The following is a 20,423-nucleotide window of genomic DNA, read 5'->3' as shown; positions in this document are numbered from 1 at the left end:
CGCGGGCCTCGACCAAGTTCAGTATCTTGAGCTACGTCAGTATATTTACAAGAAGGGACAGGCCCACATGACCCGCACCATCGCAGTGGTCAACCATAAAGGTGGCTCCACCAAAACCACGAGCGCGGTCAACCTCGCCCAAGCCCTCGTCGAAGCCGGGTACACCGTCCGCGTCGTCGACCTCGACCCACAGTGCAACGCCACCACCTGGCTCGGCGCCACGCCCGAAGCCGTCGACAATGATGTCCTGTCGGTACTCATGATGGTGGCGAGCATCGAAGATGCCACCACCATCACCGCGTCCGGGATTCACCTCGTTCCTGCCACCAAGGAACTCGACTCCGTCGGGCCCTACTTCCTCAAGAAGCCCGGTGCACACGGCATCCTGCGCAAAGCCCTCGCCACCGCCCCCGACGTCGACTTCAATCTCCTCGACTGCCCCGGAGACTTCGACCACCTGACCATCAGCGCACTCGTCGCCTGCACCGAAGTGCTCGCCGCTGTCATGACGGGAGCCATGGAACTCGAAGCGCTCATGCGGATCGAGAATTACATCACCCAGCAGGTCGAGCTGCTCAACCCCAGTGCTCGGCTCAATCACATTCTGTGCGGCCGCGTCGAACTCGGCCAGGTCATCGACCAGCAGGTCCTCGCCGCGCTCCGCGAGACCTACCCCGACCAGACGATGCGCACGATCATCCCGAAGTCCGTTCGCGTCAGCGAAAGCTACAGCGCCGAAGAACCCGTCGTCAGGTGGGCACCGTCCTCCTCCGCAGCTCGCGCCTACCGCGACGCGGCCCAAGAACTCGTCGAAAGGACCTCCTGATGAGCGCGACGCGTAAACCCGGCCTCGCCAACAACCCCCTCGAACGCCGCCAGCCCCGCACAGGCGCCCATCAGGACGGGACGTACTCGCGAACTCGTCGCAAGGACCTCCTGACGAGCGTGACACGTAAACCCGGGCTCGCCAACAATCCCCTCGAACGCCGCAAGCCACGACTGCCGAACCTCGTCGAACAGGGCGTGGACATCGCAGGACTCGCCAACTACCCCCTCGAACGCCGCAAGCCACGACTGCCGAACCTCGTCGAACAGGGCGTGGGCGTCGCACAAGAAGCAGCCACCCTCGCCGAATCCCAACCGGGGCCGGTGGCCCTCGGCGAGGAGAAGAAGACCACCAAACGGGTCCCCGCAGACAAGAAGCAGGAATCCGTCTACATCAACCGCGACAAGGTCGAAAATGGCAAGAATGCCGTCGCCGCCATCGGCCACATCGCCGGCGCCCCCAACAGTTGGTCCAACCTCGTCGACGAAGCCCTCGCCCACTACTTCGCCGTTCTCGAACGCAAATACAACAATGGCGAACCCTTCCCGCCGCGCAACGCCGAACTCGTCCGGGGACCACGCATCAACTAGCCCGCCCAGGAGCAGCCACAACGACATTGAGCACGACCGGCTCGTCGGTGGATCGCGGCAGGCTATCGGAATGTGCGGTCGCTACGCATCGACGACGAGCCGGAAAACGCTGCTCGCGCCCACCAAACCTCACCCGTCGTGGCGGCGCGGCCGCCGAAGGGCACCGGCGACGGTGGCTAGGTCGCGGAGGATCGGCGTTCGGACATGTCCCCTGACCGGATCCACCACATTGCGCTGGCGGCACGCGTTAACTACGTTCGGCGCTTCCAGAGACGAACGTTTACGGACTCGGCGTTCGGACGATCCGTCCCGGTCATCGTGTGTTCTGGTTGGTCGTAGGTCGGCCGCCATGGGCTGTCAGCTCAGCTGCTCGGCCAACGCGACGATGATCCCCTCGGGGCCGCGGACGTAGCAGAGCCGGTAGCTGTCCTGGTACTGCGCCACCTCGCCGACGAGTTCCGCGCCGTGGGCTCGCAAGCCGGCGACAGTGGCGTCGAGGTCGTCGACGGCGAACATGATGCTACGTAGGCCCAGTGTGTTCGGTGCGTTCTCCGGCTCAGCGCTGACCGCCGTCGGTGTATGGAACTTGGTCAGCTCGAGCCGGCCATGGCCGTCCGGGGTCCGCATCATCGCGATGTCGACTCGGACCCCGTCGATCCCGTTGACACGGTCCACCCAAGGTCCCTCGATCGCCGCCTCGCCCTCCAGCTCCATACCGAGTTCGACAAAGAACGCAATAGCAGCCTTCAGGTCGTCGACGACGACGCTCACGTGGTCCATCCGCTGAATCGCCATGGTGGTTCTCCTCTTCGTCGCGGTCTGTCGTGGCCAATGGTGCACCTAGGACGGAGCAGGCGCCGCATTCTCGACAGCCGGCAGTAGGCCTGCTTCTGGCCGTCACGGTCCTGGACCGCCCGCACCACCGAACGCGAACCCGCCACGCGGAATCGAGTGCAGTGCCCTGGCCGATCAGTTCGCGGGCTCGGGCGGCGAGGCGGAGCTGGTATCGGGAGTACCGCGGCGATGGCCGCCCTCAGAGCGTCCGGGGGTGAGCAGCTTCGCGGCGTCGAGACTACGGAGGAATGCCTGTGTCACGCCAAGGATCTCGGCGGCGTGACCATGCTGTAGGCGGCGTAGTTCTCGTCGTCGAACTTTCCGGCCGGGCTGCGGTCGGGCGAAACTTCCTGAATGGGGTGACCGCATTCCAACGGACAGGGCCCCCGGCGCCGTGAGGCACCGGGGGCCGGAGCGGTTTCACTTTCCGTATTCACTGCACTTTTTCGGCTGTCGGGCCCTTCTGGCTGCCCGACCGCCAGCCGGATGTGCCGGGGCCTCACACACTCAGATCAACCTTTGCCCCAGGCACATCCTTGTCTTGCGGTACTTCTCTGCGGGCAGTTCATTCTCTCCCGCACCTCGTGAACTCTTTCCTTGCAACGACAGGAACTGTACAACGGCGATGCCTCAATGTCTACAGCTGCCACTGTAGAAATTCTAGAGTCGGTTTACCAGGGATTTCATCCGCGCGAGGGGCGAGTCGGCTGAAACATGGACCGTCGCCGCCAGCTCACCGCAGGGTCGCACTGACGGCACTGAGCGGATGCAGTGTCAATCCCGCAAGGCAGTGAATTGCTGGGCGTCACTCCACTGGCCGAATTGATGCGGGCGCCGGCGCCACGCTCGGGAACGGTGCCGGCGGATCTCGAGCCGGTCGCGGCCATTACCTGCGACGAATGGCTCGCGAATTCGGTCGCCGCTGATCTCACAGGGAGTTTGCCCCGCACACGCCTGTCATGCGGCCGTAGCCCTGCCGGATGTCGGTGTATCCGGCGACGCGGGAGTCGAGGCGGATGTCGGCCCCGTCCCACCATCGCCGAGGGCGCCACCCTGTCGGCGGCGGCGTTGCGGAACCTGTTCGACCACACCGTCGCCCGGCTCGACGAGAAATGGCGGCACCTCCCGGAGTCGGCGTGGTCAGCGGAAGTCCGCCCGCGCAGGGCCGGCTCGTGCCGGTGTCGGAGACGGCGTGGATGCGCACCCGGGAAGTCTGGATCCACGCCGTCGACCTCGACAACGGCGGCCGGTTCGGCGACTTCCCCGACGTGGTCCTCGAGTCGCTGCTCACCGACATCGTCGGGATGTGGCGGCGCAAGGACCTCGGCGCCGGACTCGTGCTCGAGATCAACCGATGTGAATCGGCTGCGGTGCAGCCGGATTCACCCCTTACCGAGCAGGTGTCCGGGACCCTCGCCGCGGTCGTGCGGTGGGCCACCGGCCGCGGCGCTGTCGGACTACGGATCGAGGGGGATCTTCAGGCGCCACCGCGCTGGCTATGAGCGGATCGCTCTTTCGGGCATTGTGAGGCATGTGTAGTTCGCCGCGGGGGAGTGCATGCTTCGTAGCGTTCCCACCGGCCGCCGTACCCGAACGTATCAAACTGCATCCTCTGTCCACCGCTATGTACGGGCTCGACGGGATCCCCCATATCACCCGTATCTGGCAGCTTCCTCCCGATCTCAATGAGCGGTTGGCGGTTCGGCGCCGCGCTGCAGTGCAGGGAATATGGCCGCCGAAGAACGGCCCAGAAAACATCGCGCACGCGACCCTGGTTCTGCCTCACCCTGGATGAGACAGGACGATAAGGATCGATTCTCGGCAAAGCGGAGAATCCAAGGGATGGTCTGCGGTCGCCCGGTTTATCGACTCCTCGAGCTGCATTCGATCCGTTAGCGTCTCCCGGTCTATGTTTCGACAACGCCGTAGCCGTGATCGATAACTTCTTCGGCCACCTCGAAGACGAACTCTCCACCCACGAGTACATTCACTACAACGCCAAGCGCATTCCGCAAAGCTCGAGGGCCTGGGTCCGGTGTACTACCGGACCCAGGCCCTTGTCGCTCAGGCCAATACCGGCCAGTCAACTTCCGGGGATCAGAGCCAGCCCGGGAGGACGAAGATTGCCCAGGCCACGAGTGGCCCGACCAGTGTGACGAGTGCGCTGTACTTCAGGATCTGCTTGTAGAAGCGGTCGCGGTCGACGTCCTGAGCGTTGGCCAGCACGAGGGCACCGTTGGTCGAGAACGGACTGACATCGACGATGGTCGAGGAGACACTCAGCGCGACGATCACCCCGACCGCGCCGATGTTGCCCGACAGCAGGAACGGGACCGCAAGCGGAATCGTCGCACCAAGGATCGCGGTGGACGAGGCGAACGCCGAGACGATGGCGCCGATGTAGCAGAGCAGCAGCGCGACCAGCAGCGGCAGTCCGAGGCTCGCGACTGCGTCGCCGACGTATTCGACGGTTCCAGCCTCCTGCAACACGCCGACGAAGGTAAGCACACCGCCGATCAGTAGTACCGTCGACCAGCTGATCTGCGCGATCGCGCCCTTTTGGGCTTTCGGGGAGGCGAGTGCGAGCACGACGGCGACGGTCATCGAGATGAATCCGACATCGAGGTCGAGGACGAGCGAAAGGATCGCCAGAGCGCCGAGGCCGATGAGCGTGAGGATCTGTTCGAAGGTGATGGCGCGGACTGCTGTGGCCAAGCGCGGAGTCTTCTCGGCCGTGACCGTCTGAGTCGGTGCCGTTGTCGTGGTTGCCCCATGCCCTCGCAAGGGCGTAGGTGCTTGCGTCGCTCCGCCGACGGAGCCGTCGTCGTCGTGGTGTTCATCGTGCACGCTTCGTCCGAGGAGGTCACGCCCGCCGAGGAAGACGAAAAGCAAAACTCCGATCACCGCATTGAAGAACAAACTGCCGAGGAACAGGGCTAACGGGCTGCTGGCGAGGCCGGCCTTCGACGCGATGTTGTTGACGGTGACGCCGTAGATACTGATCGGTGAGAAGCCCCCAGCCTGGGCCCCGTGAATGACCATCATGCCCATCAGGAGCGCATTGATCTTGTACCGCGCGGCGAAGCCCAGCGCGATCGGCGCGATAATCGCAACGGCGGCCGGCCCGAGCGCCCCGATCGAGGTGAGCACCCCGGTGATCCCGAACATCACCCACGGAATCAGGGCGACCCGCCCGCCGACCAATCGGACGGCACCACGCACCAGCAGATCCACTGTGCCGTTGTTCTGGGCGATCGCGAACAGGTACGTAATACCTACGAGAGTGAGAAACAACTCGGCGGGAAATCCCCCTATGATGTCGTCACTGCTCATGCCAACTGCGAGCGTTCCGACGAAAAAGGCTGCTACGAACCCCAGCGCGCCCATGTTCACGGGCAGCAATGTCGCTGCCACGAACATGACGGCAAGCGCCAGGATCGGGATGAGTTCGGTCGACATCGGGATCTCCGGGTTTCTGCTTGGTCGGACAGCGTGCCGTATGGGCTGCTCTTCAGTGACTCGGTGGCATAGTGGCCTAGCCAGTACATCGATCAAAGCAGTGAGTGTCATCACTGTCAAGGTGTGATGTGAATGAGGACACAAACTGCAATGAAACCAAGGGGCCACCACCATCCCGGCATAGCTCGGATGGTGGTGAGATCGTTGCTCTTCGCTGCGGACTCGGCGCTACTCGGGAGTGCCGCAGATGGCCCTGCGCCGCGCTGGCCCGACAGCCGCTCGAACGTCCCGCCCGAGCTCGGCTGTGGTGTGTGTGAGCGGGTGTCAGCCCTTGTGTGCCACTGTGATCTCCCACAGCTGGCGGAACCACAGTGACGCACCGTCAGTGCCGCGGTGCGGGCACATCCCGGTTTCCGCGCCGCCGTCCAGCTCTGCCACGAAGGCGTCGTGAATCCGCGCAGCCGCGGACTTCTCCGTCCCTGCCTGCTCTAGCCACGGGTGCACCGGACGGTCGATTTCCTGTTCGGTGACGCGGTCGACGACGAGGCCGTGCTGGTGCAACCACTGTGGGACTACACCTCGCGTCAGCATGCGTACGTGCGACGGATCGCGCAGTCTCTCCATCTGGTTCTGCTGTTTGGCGATGCCCGGGTCGGTCGAGGCCGCAAGGTCCATCACCGCGACCCGCCCGCCCGGACGGCACACGCGTGCCATCTCCACCACGACCCGCCGCGGATCGGTCAGGTGATGCAGTGCGAATCGCGCGAAAACCAGAGTGAATGCGGCGGAGGCGAACGGCAGCGCCTCTACCGTCCCGCGCACGAAGTCGAGGTTCGCCAGCCCCTCGACGGCAGCGCAGCGTATGCCCTCATCGATCATCGCCGGCGTACTGTCTATCGACACGACTCGTGCGACACGCGGCGCCAGCGACCGGCTGACGATGCCGGTCCCACCGGCCACGTCCAGAATGACGTCGTCCGCTTCGGGTGCCAAGTGGTCCAGCAGCCAGGGCACGCTCGATGTGAAGGCAGTGTTGAGCCGCTCTTCTTCGAAAGTCGGTGCCTGGCGGGTGAAGGCCGTCCGGATCCGTTTCTCGTGCGAGTTCGCCACGGCACCATCCTCTGCGTCGTATCCGCCCCGGTCTCGCCGAGCGTGAATCGGTCCGAGCTCGATAAGCGAGGGTCGAACCGGTTCAGCTGCCCTCGCGTAGCAGCGCAACGTCGGAGACCATCCGGATGTGCGCGGCCATGGCTCGCGCGGCCTCGACGGAATCCTGTCGGCGGACCGCATCGGCGATCTTCTTGTGGCCTTCGAGTGACGCCCGCGGCCGATCGTCTTGCGACAGCGATTCGATGCGGGTCTCACGGATGAGCTCGGAGATCTCGTGCATGAGCTTCGCGAGCAGAGACGAGTGCGCGGCGGTGGTGATGGCCTCGTGGAACATCTCATCGCCGACCACGCCCCGATCGCCCGCGGCGATCTCCGACTCCATCATCGCGAGTGCGGAATCGATCGCCGCCATTTCCGCGTCAGAGCGACGCTCGGCGGCCAAACCGGCAAGCTTCACCTCCAGCGCCTCGCGAGCCTCGATGATGTCGGGGAGGCGGTCCGCGTGTTCCCGCAATGCCTTGATGACGCGCTCCTCGGCCGGTCTACGGACGAGCACGGCGCCGTCGCCGTGCCGGACCGACAGCACACCCTGAACCTCCAGGGCGACCAGGGCCTGGCTCAGCGATGCCCGGCTGACGCCAAGTTTCGACGCCAGCTCACGCTCGGCCGGGAGACGATCGCCGGGAACCATCTCGTTGTCGGCGATATGCGAGCAAAGCTGTTCGACGATGACCTCGTACAGACGGGGCCGCGCTACAGGACGCAGTTGCTCAGTCACTGAGCCACCCACTCTCCATTCCAATGATGTCTTGCTATCACAGTAACTCCCGCTGCCGGTGAGGAGCGACGGCGTGAGTAATGGCCGCCACAACAACGCTTGACAGTAATCGCGCCCACTGCTGTACTAGTGGCTAGTCCACTTAGCCACTGATCCATGATGGGACGGCGGCACATCGGCAGGAAGCCAGGGATGCTCATGTTTTCCACTGCACACTCCACGACCGCACCGGCCGGGCCACTCGATGGGATCGTGGTGGTCGACCTCACCCGCGCACTGGCAGGTCCCCACGCGGCGATGATGCTCGGCGACCTCGGCGCGGTCGTCATCAAGGTCGAAACCCCACACGGCGGCGACGACACCCGCGGGTGGGGGCCACCCTTCGTGAGCCCCGCCGATGCAGAGCGGGAATCGACGTACTTCCTCTCTGCCAACCGGAACAAGAAGTCGATCACCCTCGACCTGAAGGCCGACGCCGGACGCGCCACCCTCGAGTCCCTCGTCCGGCGCGCCGATGTGCTGATGGAGAACTTCCGCACCGGAGTCCTCGATCGGCTCGGCTTCACCACCGAGCGCCTCGCGGAACTGAACCCCCGGCTGGTCGTCCTGTCGATCAGCGGTTTCGGTCACGACGGGCCCGAAGGGGGGCGTGCGGGGTACGACCAGATCGCCCAGGGCGAGGCCGGACTGATGTCGCTGACCGGATCCGGGCCTACCGACGTTCAGCGCGTCGGCGTTCCGATCGCGGACCTTCTCGCTGGCATGTACGGGGCGTTCGGCGTCGTCGCCGCCCTGCAGGAACGTGAGCGCACCGGACGAGGTCGAGTCGTGCGAACGTCGTTGCTGGCCAGTGTCGTCGGCGTGCACGCCTTCCAGGGGACAAGATGGACCGTCGCCGGCGAGGTCGGCGAGGCACAGGGCAACCACCATCCCTCGATCTCGCCCTATGGACTGTTTCGCACCGCCGACGGCGCCGTGCAGATTTCGGTGGGCAGTGAAGGACTGTGGAAGAGGTTCTGTGCGGGCTTCCACCTCGACCCGGACACCCCCGGTATGGCAACGAATCCCGAACGCGTCGCCAACCACAAGCAGGTCCTGGAACTGGTCGAGGACGCATTCGGCGCATACACCAGCGACGAACTCCTCGTCGAACTCGACCGCATCGGAGTGCCCGCGGGACGCGTCCGGACGCTCTCCGAAGTCTACGAATGGGAGCAGACCAAGTCGCAGGGACTGCTGATCGACGTCGACCACCGCACACTCGGCAACATCACCCTGCCCGGCCCGCCGCTGCGATTCTTCGAACCGGACGGCACCGAAGTCACCAACACCCAGCACACCGCGCCACCGGTCCTCGGCGCCGATAACGACATCGTGTCCGAGTGGTTGCAGGAGACGGTCCGATGACCCGCCTGACCGCGCATGAACTGGTCGACCTGGTTTTCGATCGTGACTCGTGGAAATCGTGGGATACCGACATCGCCGAGCCCGCCGGGAACGACTCGTACGCAGACGAACTGGCGGCGGCGCGCGAGAAGACCGGGCTGGACGAATCCGTCGTGACCGGAGCGGCACTCCTACGAGGCCGCCGCGTCGCGGTCGTGGTCTGCGACTTCGGATTCCTCGCGGGATCGATTGGCGTGGCCGCCGGCCGACGGCTCGTCACAGCGATCGAGTGGGCTACCGCGGCGAAGCTTCCGCTGATTGCCTTACCGGTCTCGGGCGGAACGCGCATGCAGGAAGGAACCACCGCATTTCTCCAGATGGTCAAGATCACGGCAGCGGTGAGTGCCCACAAAGCAGCCCACCTCCCGTACCTGGTGTACCTCCGAAACCCCACCACGGGAGGGGTATTCGCGTCCTGGGGATCCCTCGGACACGTCACGGTCGCCGAGCCCGGCGCGCTCGTCGGATTCCTCGGACCCCGGGTATACGAAGCGTTGTATGGCGCGCCGTTTCCACCGGGCGTGCAGACGGCGGAAAACCTTCAAGCTCACGGGTTGGTCGACGCCGTCCGCCCTCCGGAACAACTCGCCGAGATCCTCGACCGGGCCCTACGCATCATGACCTCCCGTCCGACCGACGACGAACGCACGTCCGAAGTCCCGGACACCGCACTTCCGGATACGCCCGCCTGGGAATCGGTGCTCGCCTCTCGCCGCACCGGCCGCCCCGGAGTGCGCGAACTACTGTTCAATGCCGCTGCCGATGTACTGCCCCTCAACGGCACCGGGCAGGGCGAGAAGGATCCCGGACTGACCCTCGCGCTGGTCCGCTTCGGCGACGTCCCTTGCGTTCTGCTCGGCCAGGACCGACACGGCCAGACCGCACAACGCCCCCTCGGGCCGGCGGCACTGCGTGAGGCGCGGCGCGGCATTCGCCTGGCGCAGGAGCTCGACCTACCGCTGGTCACCGTCATCGACACCGCTGGGGCAGCCCTGTCGAAGGAGGCGGAGGAGGGCGGACTCGCCGGCGAGATCGCCCGATGCCTGGCCGAACTCGTGACATTGCGATCGCCCACGGTGTCGCTGCTGCTCGGTCAGGGCACCGGCGGAGGGGCGCTGGCTCTGCTCCCAGCGGACCGCGTTCTTGCCGCCCAGCATGGTTGGCTCTCACCGCTGCCGCCAGAAGGAGCGAGCGCAATCATTCATCGCGACATCAGCCATGCTCCTGAAATGGCTGCTGCACAGAGGATTCGAGCCAAAGACCTACTCGCCGGTGGTGTCGTGCACACGGTGATACCGGAGTTCCCCGATGCAGCGGACGAACCGGTGCAATTCTGTGAACGTGTCGGTACGGCCCTCCACACGGCACTGCTCGCTCTCATGCGGCGGGACCCCCAGCAACGCCTGGCCGATCGATTCGAGCACTTCAGCCGGATCGGCGAACCGCTGACGGTGCCGGTGTGACACCGGCATGCGGATGCTTCGAAAGTGACGGCGTTCACCGGGTTTCGATGCTCCGGGATCGCCGCGTGATAGTGGGAGCTTCGCCCAGAGCCCCGAGTTCCAGAATCGCGGACCAACCCCGCGCATTTCTGCGAAATGCGTCGGTACAACGCTCGCGCGGTGCCGCTCCCTACGAAGGAGTCGCTGACGAGAGTTGACCGACAGGTTCGAGTGCTGCACTCATCGGTAACACGCCGATCCGGTGAATCGCACGAACCAAGCCTCGGAGCGCCGCGACCCACCGGTCGCAGCGCTCCGAGGAACCTACCTCCGATGAAACGAATGAAAGGGTAGCCGTCGTCAGTTTGTGCGCGGAAGCTGCGGCCCGCCGGGCCCGGCTGGAACTCTCACGCGCTCAGCACACGCTGGGTACGGGACTGAATGAGTCGTAGCACCGACCACCGCATTCGCGGTTCGTTGTGGGAGAGCTAGATCCGATGGACACGCTGACGCAGCGCCCGCGCTGCTGCACCCCGATCCCGAGCGCGCCTGCGCCGAAGGGATGCGACGGCCGTGGACAGTGAGATCGCGTGGCCCGAGGTGCTGGTTCGGATGGTCGACGGGCCACGCGATCAGCCTGCGCGGCACGATCCGAAGCCGCAACGGTCGCTATCAACCCGGAAACTTCGGAGGCTGGGCGACCATGGGTGGCGGACCATAGTGAGACGCGCAGCGCGGAACGTTCGCGCATCGTTGCGGGGGTGGAGTCGGATCGCTTCCTGACGAGGGTGATCACCTCATTCATGTCCGTGGCCGCGGCGGCGGCGGTCCGCGGGCTTCAGAAGGACCAGATCATCGGAACGGGCCTATGCGTCAGACCCGGTGACATCTGAGTGTGATGAAGTGCGGGCTTCGGCATTGCGTCTGATCGGTGGAGTGCTAGCGGCGATCCTTCTTGGCCTGGCGCCGGGCGCCGGCCGCGATCGTGGAGGCCTCGCACTTCTTGCGGCCCGACGACTTCCGGGTCGCGTCGACGCGGGCGTTGCCCCCCGACCGCACCTTTCCGTCGCTGTCGCCGAGGTCGCTGAACGAGGGTGCGCGCGGGGTGGACGGCACCGCCCCTCTGTTCCCCGCTGACGGGGGACGCGCCCGTGCCTCGTCACCACACCCGGAACTTGGTGTCGGACAGGGTGAATCCGTGCCCGGCGTCGCTCGTGCAGGTAACACCCGTCGACTCCTCGACAAGGCAGGACAGATCGTTCACGTGCAGCGACCGGCCGTAGGGCAAAGTGGTGGCCGGTGAACCGCCCAGCGGGTAGTACCGCGGGTCACCGGCGCTGACGAACTGACCCGAACGGGAACCGGTCACCTCGATGGCGTTGGGCGGCACCCGGACGTCGGGGGCGCCGGAACCGGGAACCTTCGGAGCCGATTCCGGCATCGGGCCGTGACAGCCTGCTGTCGGGAGGTCGCCGCCGGTCAGGATCGCGCAGTGGAACTTGGTACTGGGCGTCGTGAAGTAGAAGCTTCCCGCCGTGGTGCCCGCGTACTGCTGGGGATCGGCCTCCCGGGTTCTGGCGGGTGCGCTCGTGGCCGCAGTCGGAAGAACGCTCGGACTCGACGGGGTCGTACTCCGCGTCGAGGCAGAGGGCGTCGCCGAGTTCGTCCACGACGGAGGAGTGAGGGAGAAGGTGGTCGACGGGGCGGCGGCGGTATCGGCGGACCCGCTGACGGAGCCCGCGCACCCCGTCATCAGCAACGCCGTTGCGAGCAGCAGCACCGTGCGGACCGAGAGGCTCATGCGGCGAGCTTAGAACCGCGTCCGTCCCAAACGGCTGCGGCGCGGCCGTCCAATTTCTGGAACAGTAGTGATGAGCGATCTGCCCGCAAGCCCGGTATCCAGGAGGTCCGATGTCGGAGAGCGACCAATACCCGTGTGGCGAGACGCCGCCGATAATCGACACCGACGAGGAGCGTCGGGCCCGCATCTCTTTCGAGGTGCGGCGGTGGTGTGAGCGAGCCTCGATCTCGGGAACGCACCCGCCGTTGTCCGATCGGGCTGCCGTGTTGATCGCCGCCGGACACCTCGACGCGCCCACCCGGCAGGTGCTCGCGAACCGCCGCCGCACCGGCAGGACGGTGCCGTCGATCGGTGGCTTCGGACAGCTGCGTCTGCTCACGGACGAATACCACCAGGTGTCCCAGCGTTGCGACACACTGCGGCCCGGGCCGGCGCAGCTGCTCTTCAAGTACCGCACCACGGAGCTGGGTAGAAAACTGCAGGCATATCGGTCGGCGGTGGTGATGTCGACAGCGCATTACGGCAATGGCGTGCGGGCGATGCGCCGTGATCGGCGGGAGGGCGTGCATCTCGACCTCGAGCAACGGGAGGCGCTGTTCCGCGCTCTGCAGCGGACGCCGGCGCCGCAGACCGGAAGCGCCTTCGAGCGCGCCGCGAAGATCGCTCGCGGCACAGCTGCGGAGCGGATCGGCCAGGCGTCGGAGAACACACTGATGGCCGCGGCCGGGAAGCGGGTGGCCGATGCCCTCGGGCGCGGCGTCGACCTCGACAACGACACATTCGCCGACGGTTACGACACACTGCTCTATCTCGCCGGAATGTTGTACGACAGGATCGACGGGTCCCCGGTGTGGCGCTCCGAGCACTTCGCTGTGCAGCGGCACCAACTCGACCTCGCGGAGGAACTGACACAGATCGCGGTCGACACCGTGGCGTTGCGCGGCATCCGCCTCGAGCTCGACGACGCGTTGCGCGTCACGCACTCCGACGGCGGTCGCCGGCAGGTCCAGGCCAGGCAGGTTGCGCTGACGCCGGTGTGGGATCAGCTGGTCGACCGCGTTGCGGCGTTGGCGCGGATCGGTGATCTGCTCTCACGGGCCGAGGTGCAGCTGCGATCCGTGCTGGCCGTCAACCGGGCCATGAGCCTGGACAGTCGGATCGACGAGCTCATCGCACGGTCAGGCGACCGGGAACTGTCGGCCGTGAACACCCACCACGTCGGGGATCAGTTCGACGGGGTGGAAGAGCTGATGCTCACGTACCAATCGGCGATATACGGCGACATTGCCGAACTGACGGCGTGGTCGGGGAGCCCGGAGACCAGGTAGGCGCCGACAGAAACGAGGCCAGCTTCCAACCTACGTGCCGAGGTCGAGCGCGATCATATGGCGATGTCGCCGCGCCGGTGTTCGATCGCGGCTTGCCGCTCCGATTCGGACATTCCTCCCCACACTCCGAAGGGCTCCTCGACAGTAAGCGCGTGCTCTCGGCATTGGACTAGGACCGGGCAGCGGTTGCACAGCTGCTTGGCTCGCAGCTCACGCTGCTTCCGGATACGTCCACGCTGTCCGTCCGGGTGGAAGAACATCGACGAGTCGACGCCACGGCACAAGCCATGCACTTGCCACTCCCAGACGTCCGACAGTGGCTTGGGAAGGTCCGTGTATGGGGGCATGCGAACTCCTTGATCGTGACGTGACGAAAGGTGGCGGCGTTCTCGCCACCTGACGCTCACCCAGCCCGCACTGCTGGAGCGCGGTGAACATGTGAGGGACCTGTACCCAGAAACCGGATGTGTCACTCACACGTCAGGAATGTTCAACATTCGTTCTCCGGGGTAAGCCCGCCGCCGCCGCGAGCATGCGCCGCGGCAGTGATGCACCGGATGTTTGAGCTGCCGATGATGTCGGGTTCACACCGCGGCTCGCCGTGAGCACGACCGCTGCCGTGGGCTGTGGCGGTGGCGTGTTGGGTCCGCGACCGGCGGGAACCTCAACCGTCACCTGAAGGTGCTCGCAGGCGCGAGCCGCGGATCACCGTGCCCGGCGCCGCGTACGCACCACGACGCCAGGCCGGGAGTACCAGGCCGTGCAGTGCGACGTTGAGGTCAGCAGGTGCGAAAGAGAGGGCGTGCGCGAGGGTTTCGGCGGCGGGGTCGAAGCGGTATGGTTCGGTGATCATCGGCACGGACCAGGGCAGACCCAACGGCAGCAGGGGCAGAAGCAAGAGTCCCGCCCCCAGGTTCACCCCCGCGGAACCATGCCCGAGGTCGGCGACGATCAGGAACAGCAGGGTCAGGCCCAGGACCAGTCCCGCGTGCGCGGCGAAGATCGCGACCCAGATGCTGCCGTCTCGCCCGTTGGCCACCGGCTGAGTATCTCCCGACCCGGCCGCGGTGGCCCGTCACCGCCGGTCGTGTCGGCACTGACCGGCGACGGCGACGGTCACCGAAGAGGGCCGGGTTCATGGCCGCTCCGGTTCGGTCCGAGCGCCCGGTGCGTGTGGGGTCGGGCGGGGGTGGGTGACACGGACACGGGAGATGCGGCGGCCGTCGAGGGCACTGACGGTGAGTTTGGTGCCGTCGAAGGTGATGCTGTCACCGAGTTGCGGGACGCGTTGGAGTCGGTGCAGCAGGAAACCGGCGACCGTTTCGTAGGGGCCGTCGGGGAGGGTGATGCCGGTGGTCTTCTCGAAGTCCTCGATGATCAACAGTCCGTCCACGTGTTGGTGCGCCGGCACCCGAATCTGCGTAGCCTCGCTGTGCTGGGCGGGTTGTTGGTACTCGTCCCCGATTTCGCCGATGATCTCCTCCACGATGTCCTCGAGGGTGACGATTCCTGCGGTGCCGCCGTATTCGTCGACGACGATTGCAATCTGGAGATTTTCGTGGCGCATGTCCGCCAGCGCGGCCAGGGCCGGTTTGGAGGCGGGCAGTTGCAGGATGGGTCTGCTGAGCTGCGCCGCCGTGGCGATCTGTCGTTCGTCGGCGAGCAGGAGATCGCGCACGTGGACGAATCCGACGATGTCGTCAAACGAGGCGCCGGTGACCGGGTACCGGCTGTGCCCGGACCCCAGTGCCTGCTCCCGGGCCCGGGGGAGGGGCGTATCGGCGGGCAAGAAGTCGACGTCGGTGCGGGGACGCATCACCTCGATCAGGGAGCGTTGACCGGCATCGAAGACCTCCGAGAGGATGCGGCGCTCGGATTCGGCGATCGCTGTGTGCCCGAGAACGAGATCGCGGAGTTCTTCGTGGGTGATCGCTTCGTTCTTCGCCTTCGGGTCCCCACCGAGCAGGCGCACCAGCAGGTCGGTGGAGACTGACAGCAGCCAGATCACCGGGCGCATTATCGTGGCGAACCGGTCCAGGGCCGGCGCGGTGAGCAGGGACACTTCACTCGCGCGTTGCAGCGCAAGACGTTTGGGCACCAACTCGCCCAGGATCAGGGACAGGTACGCGATCACCAGGGTCGTCCCGATCAGGGCTACCGCCGAGGCCGGCCCGGCCGGCAGGCCCCACGATTCGAGGGTGGGAACGAGGGCGGGTGCGATGGCGGCGGCGCCGTAGGCGGCGGAGAGGAATCCGGCCACGGTGACACCGACCTGCACCGCGGAGAGGAACCGGTTTGGGTTGCGGGCCAGCGCGGCGGTCCGGGCGCCGCGGCTCCCACGCCGCTGCAGGTGCCGGATCTGCCCCTCCCGCAGAGACACCAGGGCGATCTCGGTGGCCGCGAACACGCCACCGACCAGCACGAAGGCCAGCACCAGTCCGGCGTCGACCACGGTGTCGTTCATCGCCGCCGCCCAAATCGGGGCGGCCGGGGTCTGTGACGGTGGCCCATGCCCTTTCTCCTGGAGAAGTCCATCGATCGCGGGGTGGGGTTCAGTGTAGGCGAAAACGGACAAAACGGACATGAGCATCCATGGTCGCGCGGTTACGCACCGGTGCCTGAGCGGAGGACGGCCGGTGGGTGCGCGTGCCGCGGCGAGCGGCACCCTGAGCCCCGGGTTGCGCCGGCCGCGGTTCTCGGCCACATTCGCGTATGTGCCGCGGAGTGTGCTGATTCAGCTGGGAAGCGTGGTCGCGTTGATGGCGGTGGGCACCATGCTGGTCCTGGTGGGGGCCTTCGGCGGGGGATTCGCCTGCCTGCTGGGCGGCGGGATCTGGTTCTGGCGGCTCTACCGCGACAGCGAGCCCTGACCGGAAATCGTTCCCGGCCAGGGGCCCGCTGTGTCGGGGCGTTCGGTCAGGCGGTGGCTCCGGCGGCCGGTAACAGCCGCTGTAGCACGTCGGTGAGGGTGATCAGCCCGGTCACCTCGCCGTCGTCGCCGAGGACGAGCACCAGATGGCTGCGGGTCTCGCGCATGGTCCGCAGCGCCTCGTACACCGGTGCCGCCGCGGGCAGGGTGAGCACCGCACGCATCAACGTCCGCGCCGTGTACGTCGGCGGCGCGTGCAGGCTGTCGCGCACGTGTACGACGCCCTGGACCCCGGCGTCGCCGCGGACCAGCAGCCGTAGGTGTCCGCTGCGCTGGCAGGCCGCGCGAATCTCGTCCGGTGTCGCCTCCGGAGGAACACTGCTCGGTGCCGGATTCGGCCGGACCATCTCCCCGACGGTGAGCGCCTCGAGTTCCAAGGCGCTGGTCAACTGTCCGTGGTAGCGCTCGTCGAGGGTGCCGGCGGTCGCGGAGTGCTCGACGAGGTGGCGCAGTGCGTCCGAGTCCTGGCCCGACCCGACCTGATCCACCGGGGTCACCCCGACCTTGATCAGGCACCAGTTCGCCATCCGGTTCAGCGCATTGAGGGCGGGTCGGGTGGCCCACATGAAGCCGCGCATCGGGATCGCCAGCAATGTCGCCGATCTCTCCGGGTGCGCGATCGCCCACGACTTCGGTGCCATCTCCCCGACGACGAGGTGCAGGAAGGTGACGATGATCAGGGCGAGAACGAACCCCGCGACGTCCGCCAGCCACAACGGTGCGCCCCAGCCTTCGAACGCCGGGGTCAGCCAGTGGTGCACGGCGGGTTTGGTGATCGCACCGAGCGCCAGGGTGCACACCGTGATACCGAGCTGCGAACCGGCCAGCAGCACCGACAGCTCCGACGCACTCCGCAGGGCGGCCCGGGCCGCCCTGCTGTTCGGTGCGGCATCCTCGAGCCGGTGGTGGCGAGCCGCGATGAGCGCGAATTCGACCGCGACGAAGAATGCACTGGCCGCGATCAGTGCAACCGTGACGACCAGGATGAGCCAAGGACTACTCATGCGCAGACTCCTCCGACGTGCTGGCGAAGGTGACGAACAGCGACGACGGCACATGCTTGTCGATGTCGCGGACCTCGGCGAGCAGTCGCCGCTCCGGCGGTTCGGTGTCGTTCACCAGGTCTCCCGGATCGCGCTCGAGCGCGATGGTTACCCGATCACCGACGGCCGGAAGCCCCCCGAACTCGGCGATGACGGCACCGGCCAGGGTTTCGGCATCACCGGCGGGCAGGCGGTGACCCAAGAGGCGTTCGACCTCGTCGAGGTGCAGATCACCGGGCATGATCCAGCCGTCGGCCTCCGATCCGGCCGCGGCCGCGGCCGGGGCGGTGTCCGGGTCGTGTTCGTCGGCGATCTCGCCGACCAGTTCCTCGGCGATATCCTCGATTGTGACGATCCCGGCGAATCCGCCGTACTCGTCGATCACCAGGGCCATCTCCTCCTTCGCCTCGCTCAGCTGGGTGAGCACCTGCGGCAACGGTAGCGACGTGGGCACGACCACCGGGGTCCGGCACCGGGAGGCAGCCGTTCCGGTCGGCGAGGTGCCCAGGAGGTCGTGCAGGTGAATCACCCCGTACAGGTCGTCCGAGCTCTCACCCACGACCGGGTAGCGGGTGTGCCCGGACCCCATGCGATGAAGCACCGCGGACACCGGTTCGTCGGCCCGCACGGTGTCGACGTGGGAGCGCGGGATCATGGCATGTTCTGCCGTCTCGGTAGGGAAGTCGAGAATGCGATCGAGCAGGGTGGACAGCTCTCGCGGCAACTCTCCGGTATGACGCGACTGCGCGACGATGTGCACGAGGTCCCGCGGTGTCGCCGAGTGCTCGACATCATGCACCGGTTCGATCCGCAGCGCCCGCAGCAGCAGGTTCGAGGACTGGTCGAACAGCCAGATCAGCCAGCCGAACAGTCTCAGGTAGATCGTGGTCGACAGGGCCAGCCAGCGGGCGACCGGTTCGGGTCGGGCGATCGCCAGGTTCTTCGGGAACAGCTCACCGAAGACCATCTGGACGAAGGTGGAGAAGAGTACGGCGAGGATGGCGCCGATTCCGATTCCCACAGCAGTGGGGACACCGACGCCGCCGAGGAGTTCGCCGAGTCCTCGTCCGATGAGAGGTTCGGCGACATATCCGACCAGCAGCCCGGTGACGGTGATACCGAGTTGGGCGCCGGACAGCATGAACGAGGTGCGGCGGGTCACCGTCAGGGCCCGGGCGGCCCCGGTGTCACCGGCCTCGGCCCGCGCTTTCAGCCGCGAGCGGTCCACCGACATGTAGGCAAATTCCTGGGCCACGAAATACCCGGTCAGCGCGGTGATGGCGACGACCACCAGGATGCCGAACGCGATGCTCAGAACGACGGTCACCATCTGTGCACGTCCGGACGGGATCCGAGTCGGCGGGTGGCACGAGGCGGGCGGGGTCTTCGGGGTATGCGCGAAGCGAGGTTCATGGACTCTCATCGAGGTTGGGGACACGAATAGTTACGCCAGTGGTCCCGGCGCCCGAACCAATAGTAAAGGCTTCTTTACCTCAGGTCCGCATCGTCTCTGGTCGTGACTGGCCACGGGTGCTGCACCTGACCGCTGAGCTGGCCGGAGCTGCCGCGACGACGGAACGGACATGCTGGCAGGTCGGCGGCCCCCGAAATGGGGACAGTGTCCCGTCGACCCGACGACGGACTCTCGATCGCGGAGCCGAGCGTGTGGGTGCGCGGCGTGGAGGTAGTGCACCGCGGTGGGCTTGCAGACTTGGTGGTATTGCGGTGTTCGCGCGACCGCTCGCGTCGGGTCCCGGACATAGAAGATCGAGATCGCGGCGGTAACTGGTCAGGCTTGTGTCGACCGTCGGTGCTTACCCCGCCGGGGTGTTCGCCGGGCCCGGGTTCTTCGGGGAGCGCAGCCGGCGGGCGGCGGCGACGGCCGCGACGACGAGTAGGAACCCGAGCACGCTCAGCCCGAGCAGCGGGATGTACCAGCCGACCGCCATTGTGAGGATCACCACCGCGACGGTGGTGGTCGGGTGAATCCGGCGCCAGGTGCCGCGGATCGGCGCACGGCCGACCCGGCGCCGACCGTGGGTGGGGCGTCGCCGCCACCACAGCAGGTAGCCGCGCCCGATCACGGTCACCAGGGCGATGGTCACGGCGAGTAGAACCAGCTGGTTGAGCAGGCCGAACAGGATGCCCATGTGCAGAGCGATGCCCCAGGTGGTGAGCTTTGCGGCCAGCGGCCAGTCGGCGAATCGGTTCGCGTCGGTCACGGCACCGCTGACGGGATCGATCGCGACCGCGTCGGTGGCGAACTGCCACGGCTGCCGGGTCTCGGTGACGGTGAACGCGGTGTGCTCGTCGGCCGGAATGGTGGCCTCGACCTTCCCGGTGACCTGGTTAGCGGCCGCGGCCGCAAGGACCGAGTCCAGTTCGCCGATGTTGCGGTCGAGCGCACCCGGGTTGGCGGCTGCACCGGTGTGTCCGCCGTGCCCGTCGTGCCCACCCGCCGCCGCGGCGGTCCCACCGGCTGGGGTGCCGAGATTTTTGTCGAGTTTCGGGGTGGTCCAGCTCAGGGCGGTGCGCAGTTCGCTGACGTTCTCACCGGCGTACTTCGACCAGGTCAACCCGGTCGCCGAGAGAAACACCAACCCGACAGCGATCCAGATACCCAGTACCCCGTGCCAGCTGAGGGTGCGGTTACGGCCGCGGGAGGTGCAGTCGACGGTCAGCAGGCGCGTCGATTCTCGGTTGCGGGTGTGCAGGGTGCGGTACCGCGCGGCCCACAGGTACACCCCGCCGAGGGCGATCACCCACAGCCACGATGCGGCGAGCTCGCTGATGCCATCCCACGAAATGCTCGAACTGAACACGGTCGACACATTCGT

At 66.5% G+C, this 20,423-nt stretch carries 17 protein-coding genes and 3 pseudogenes; 7 read left to right on the top strand and 13 right to left on the bottom strand.

Going from position 1 to position 20,423, the window contains the following annotated elements:
• The first annotated feature begins 67 nt into the window (after positions 1-67).
• Entirely contained in the window at positions 68-826 is a 759-nt protein-coding gene (locus NOF53_RS16380; protein ID WP_255970567.1) for a ParA family protein, read from the top strand.
• A complete protein-coding gene (locus tag NOF53_RS16375) occupies positions 826-1,416 on the top strand; it encodes a hypothetical protein (RefSeq protein ID WP_255970565.1) in 591 nt (196 codons plus the stop codon). Before NOF53_RS16380 ends, NOF53_RS16375 begins: the two co-directional genes overlap by 1 nt.
• 357 nt (positions 1,417-1,773) lie before the next feature.
• On the opposite strand, the gene NOF53_RS16370 is transcribed toward NOF53_RS16375, so the two are convergent.
• Both NOF53_RS16370 and NOF53_RS16365 read right to left on the bottom strand, forming a co-directional pair.
• Positions 1,774-2,211 carry a VOC family protein gene (locus NOF53_RS16370; protein ID WP_255970563.1) on the bottom strand — a complete coding sequence of 146 codons (438 nt, stop codon included), beginning with the start codon at positions 2,209-2,211 and terminating at the stop codon, positions 1,774-1,776.
• Between the two features lie 136 nt (positions 2,212-2,347).
• Positions 2,348-2,624 (bottom strand): annotated as a pseudogene (locus NOF53_RS16365) (helix-turn-helix domain-containing protein); the annotation flags it as partial.
• A 661-nt stretch (positions 2,625-3,285) separates the two neighbouring features.
• Here NOF53_RS16365 and NOF53_RS16360 point away from each other — a divergent pair.
• Positions 3,286-3,752, top strand: a pseudogene (locus NOF53_RS16360) (maleylpyruvate isomerase family mycothiol-dependent enzyme); the annotation flags it as partial.
• Positions 3,753-4,347: 595 nt separating this feature from the next.
• Here NOF53_RS16360 and NOF53_RS16355 read toward each other — a convergent pair.
• The 3 genes from NOF53_RS16355 to NOF53_RS16345 form a co-directional block, all read right to left on the bottom strand.
• The gene (locus tag NOF53_RS16355) at positions 4,348-5,709 is read right to left on the bottom strand and encodes an SLC13 family permease (protein ID WP_255970561.1); all 1,362 of its coding nucleotides are present in this window, start codon (positions 5,707-5,709) and stop codon (positions 4,348-4,350) included.
• A gap of 324 nt (positions 5,710-6,033) precedes the next feature.
• Entirely contained in the window at positions 6,034-6,819 is a 786-nt protein-coding gene (locus tag NOF53_RS16350; protein WP_255970559.1) for a class I SAM-dependent methyltransferase, read from the bottom strand.
• An 82-nt stretch (positions 6,820-6,901) separates the two neighbouring features.
• Positions 6,902-7,597 (bottom strand): FadR/GntR family transcriptional regulator, encoded by a 696-nt coding sequence (locus NOF53_RS16345; RefSeq protein ID WP_255970557.1) that lies wholly within the window; start codon positions 7,595-7,597, stop codon positions 6,902-6,904.
• A 198-nt stretch (positions 7,598-7,795) separates the two neighbouring features.
• On the opposite strand from NOF53_RS16345, the gene NOF53_RS16340 reads away from it, so the two are divergent.
• Both NOF53_RS16340 and NOF53_RS16335 read left to right on the top strand, forming a co-directional pair.
• A complete protein-coding gene (locus NOF53_RS16340) occupies positions 7,796-9,004 on the top strand; it encodes a CaiB/BaiF CoA transferase family protein (RefSeq protein WP_255970555.1) in 1,209 nt (402 codons plus the stop codon).
• Positions 9,001-10,506 carry a carboxyl transferase domain-containing protein gene (locus NOF53_RS16335; protein WP_255970553.1) on the top strand — a complete coding sequence of 502 codons (1,506 nt, stop codon included), beginning with the start codon at positions 9,001-9,003 and terminating at the stop codon, positions 10,504-10,506. The genes NOF53_RS16340 and NOF53_RS16335 overlap by 4 nt, the downstream gene beginning before the upstream one ends.
• Positions 10,507-11,424: 918 nt before the next feature.
• Here the strand turns inward: NOF53_RS16335 and NOF53_RS16330 are convergent.
• Positions 11,425-11,601, bottom strand: a complete 177-nt coding sequence (locus tag NOF53_RS16330) for a hypothetical protein (protein WP_255970591.1) — start codon at positions 11,599-11,601, stop codon at positions 11,425-11,427.
• A 43-nt stretch (positions 11,602-11,644) separates the two neighbouring features.
• Entirely contained in the window at positions 11,645-12,286 is a 642-nt protein-coding gene (locus tag NOF53_RS16325; protein WP_255970551.1) for a superantigen-like protein SSL4, read from the bottom strand.
• Positions 12,287-12,396: 110 nt separating this feature from the next.
• Between NOF53_RS16325 and NOF53_RS16320 the strand changes: the two genes are divergently transcribed.
• Entirely contained in the window at positions 12,397-13,614 is a 1,218-nt protein-coding gene (locus NOF53_RS16320; RefSeq protein WP_255970549.1) for a hypothetical protein, read from the top strand.
• Positions 13,615-13,667: 53 nt separating this feature from the next.
• Here the strand turns inward: NOF53_RS16320 and NOF53_RS16315 are convergent, their stop codons facing one another.
• From NOF53_RS16315 to NOF53_RS16305, 3 genes are all read right to left on the bottom strand, one after another.
• Positions 13,668-13,961 (bottom strand): WhiB family transcriptional regulator, encoded by a 294-nt coding sequence (locus NOF53_RS16315; protein WP_255970547.1) that lies wholly within the window; start codon positions 13,959-13,961, stop codon positions 13,668-13,670.
• Positions 13,962-14,278: 317 nt separating this feature from the next.
• Entirely contained in the window at positions 14,279-14,653 is a 375-nt protein-coding gene (locus tag NOF53_RS16310) for a hypothetical protein (RefSeq protein WP_255970545.1), read from the bottom strand.
• Between the two features lie 96 nt (positions 14,654-14,749).
• Positions 14,750-16,078 carry a hemolysin family protein gene (locus tag NOF53_RS16305; RefSeq protein ID WP_255970543.1) on the bottom strand — a complete coding sequence of 443 codons (1,329 nt, stop codon included), beginning with the start codon at positions 16,076-16,078 and terminating at the stop codon, positions 14,750-14,752.
• A 172-nt stretch (positions 16,079-16,250) separates the two neighbouring features.
• Between NOF53_RS16305 and NOF53_RS16300 the strand changes: the two genes are divergently transcribed.
• Positions 16,251-16,484 (top strand): hypothetical protein, encoded by a 234-nt coding sequence (locus NOF53_RS16300; protein ID WP_255970541.1) that lies wholly within the window; start codon positions 16,251-16,253, stop codon positions 16,482-16,484.
• Between the two features lie 46 nt (positions 16,485-16,530).
• On the opposite strand, the gene NOF53_RS16295 is transcribed toward NOF53_RS16300, so the two are convergent.
• From NOF53_RS16295 to NOF53_RS16285, 3 genes and pseudogenes are all read right to left on the bottom strand, one after another.
• On the bottom strand, positions 16,531-17,547 hold the full coding sequence (locus NOF53_RS16295) for a hemolysin family protein (RefSeq protein WP_255970539.1): 1,017 nt from the start codon (positions 17,545-17,547) through the stop codon (positions 16,531-16,533).
• Positions 17,540-18,913 (bottom strand): hemolysin family protein, encoded by a 1,374-nt coding sequence (locus NOF53_RS16290; protein ID WP_374212622.1) that lies wholly within the window; start codon positions 18,911-18,913, stop codon positions 17,540-17,542. The genes NOF53_RS16295 and NOF53_RS16290 overlap by 8 nt, the downstream gene beginning before the upstream one ends.
• A gap of 487 nt (positions 18,914-19,400) precedes the next feature.
• Positions 19,401-20,375: pseudogene (locus tag NOF53_RS16285) on the bottom strand (PepSY-associated TM helix domain-containing protein); the annotation flags it as partial.
• Between the last annotated feature and the right edge of the window lie 48 nt (positions 20,376-20,423).

The sequence above is a fragment of the Rhodococcus tibetensis genome (assembly GCF_024438035.1).
Taxonomy (GTDB): domain Bacteria; phylum Actinomycetota; class Actinomycetes; order Mycobacteriales; family Mycobacteriaceae; genus Rhodococcus_F; species Rhodococcus_F tibetensis.
This window is presented reverse-complemented; position numbering and strand designations above follow the sequence as displayed.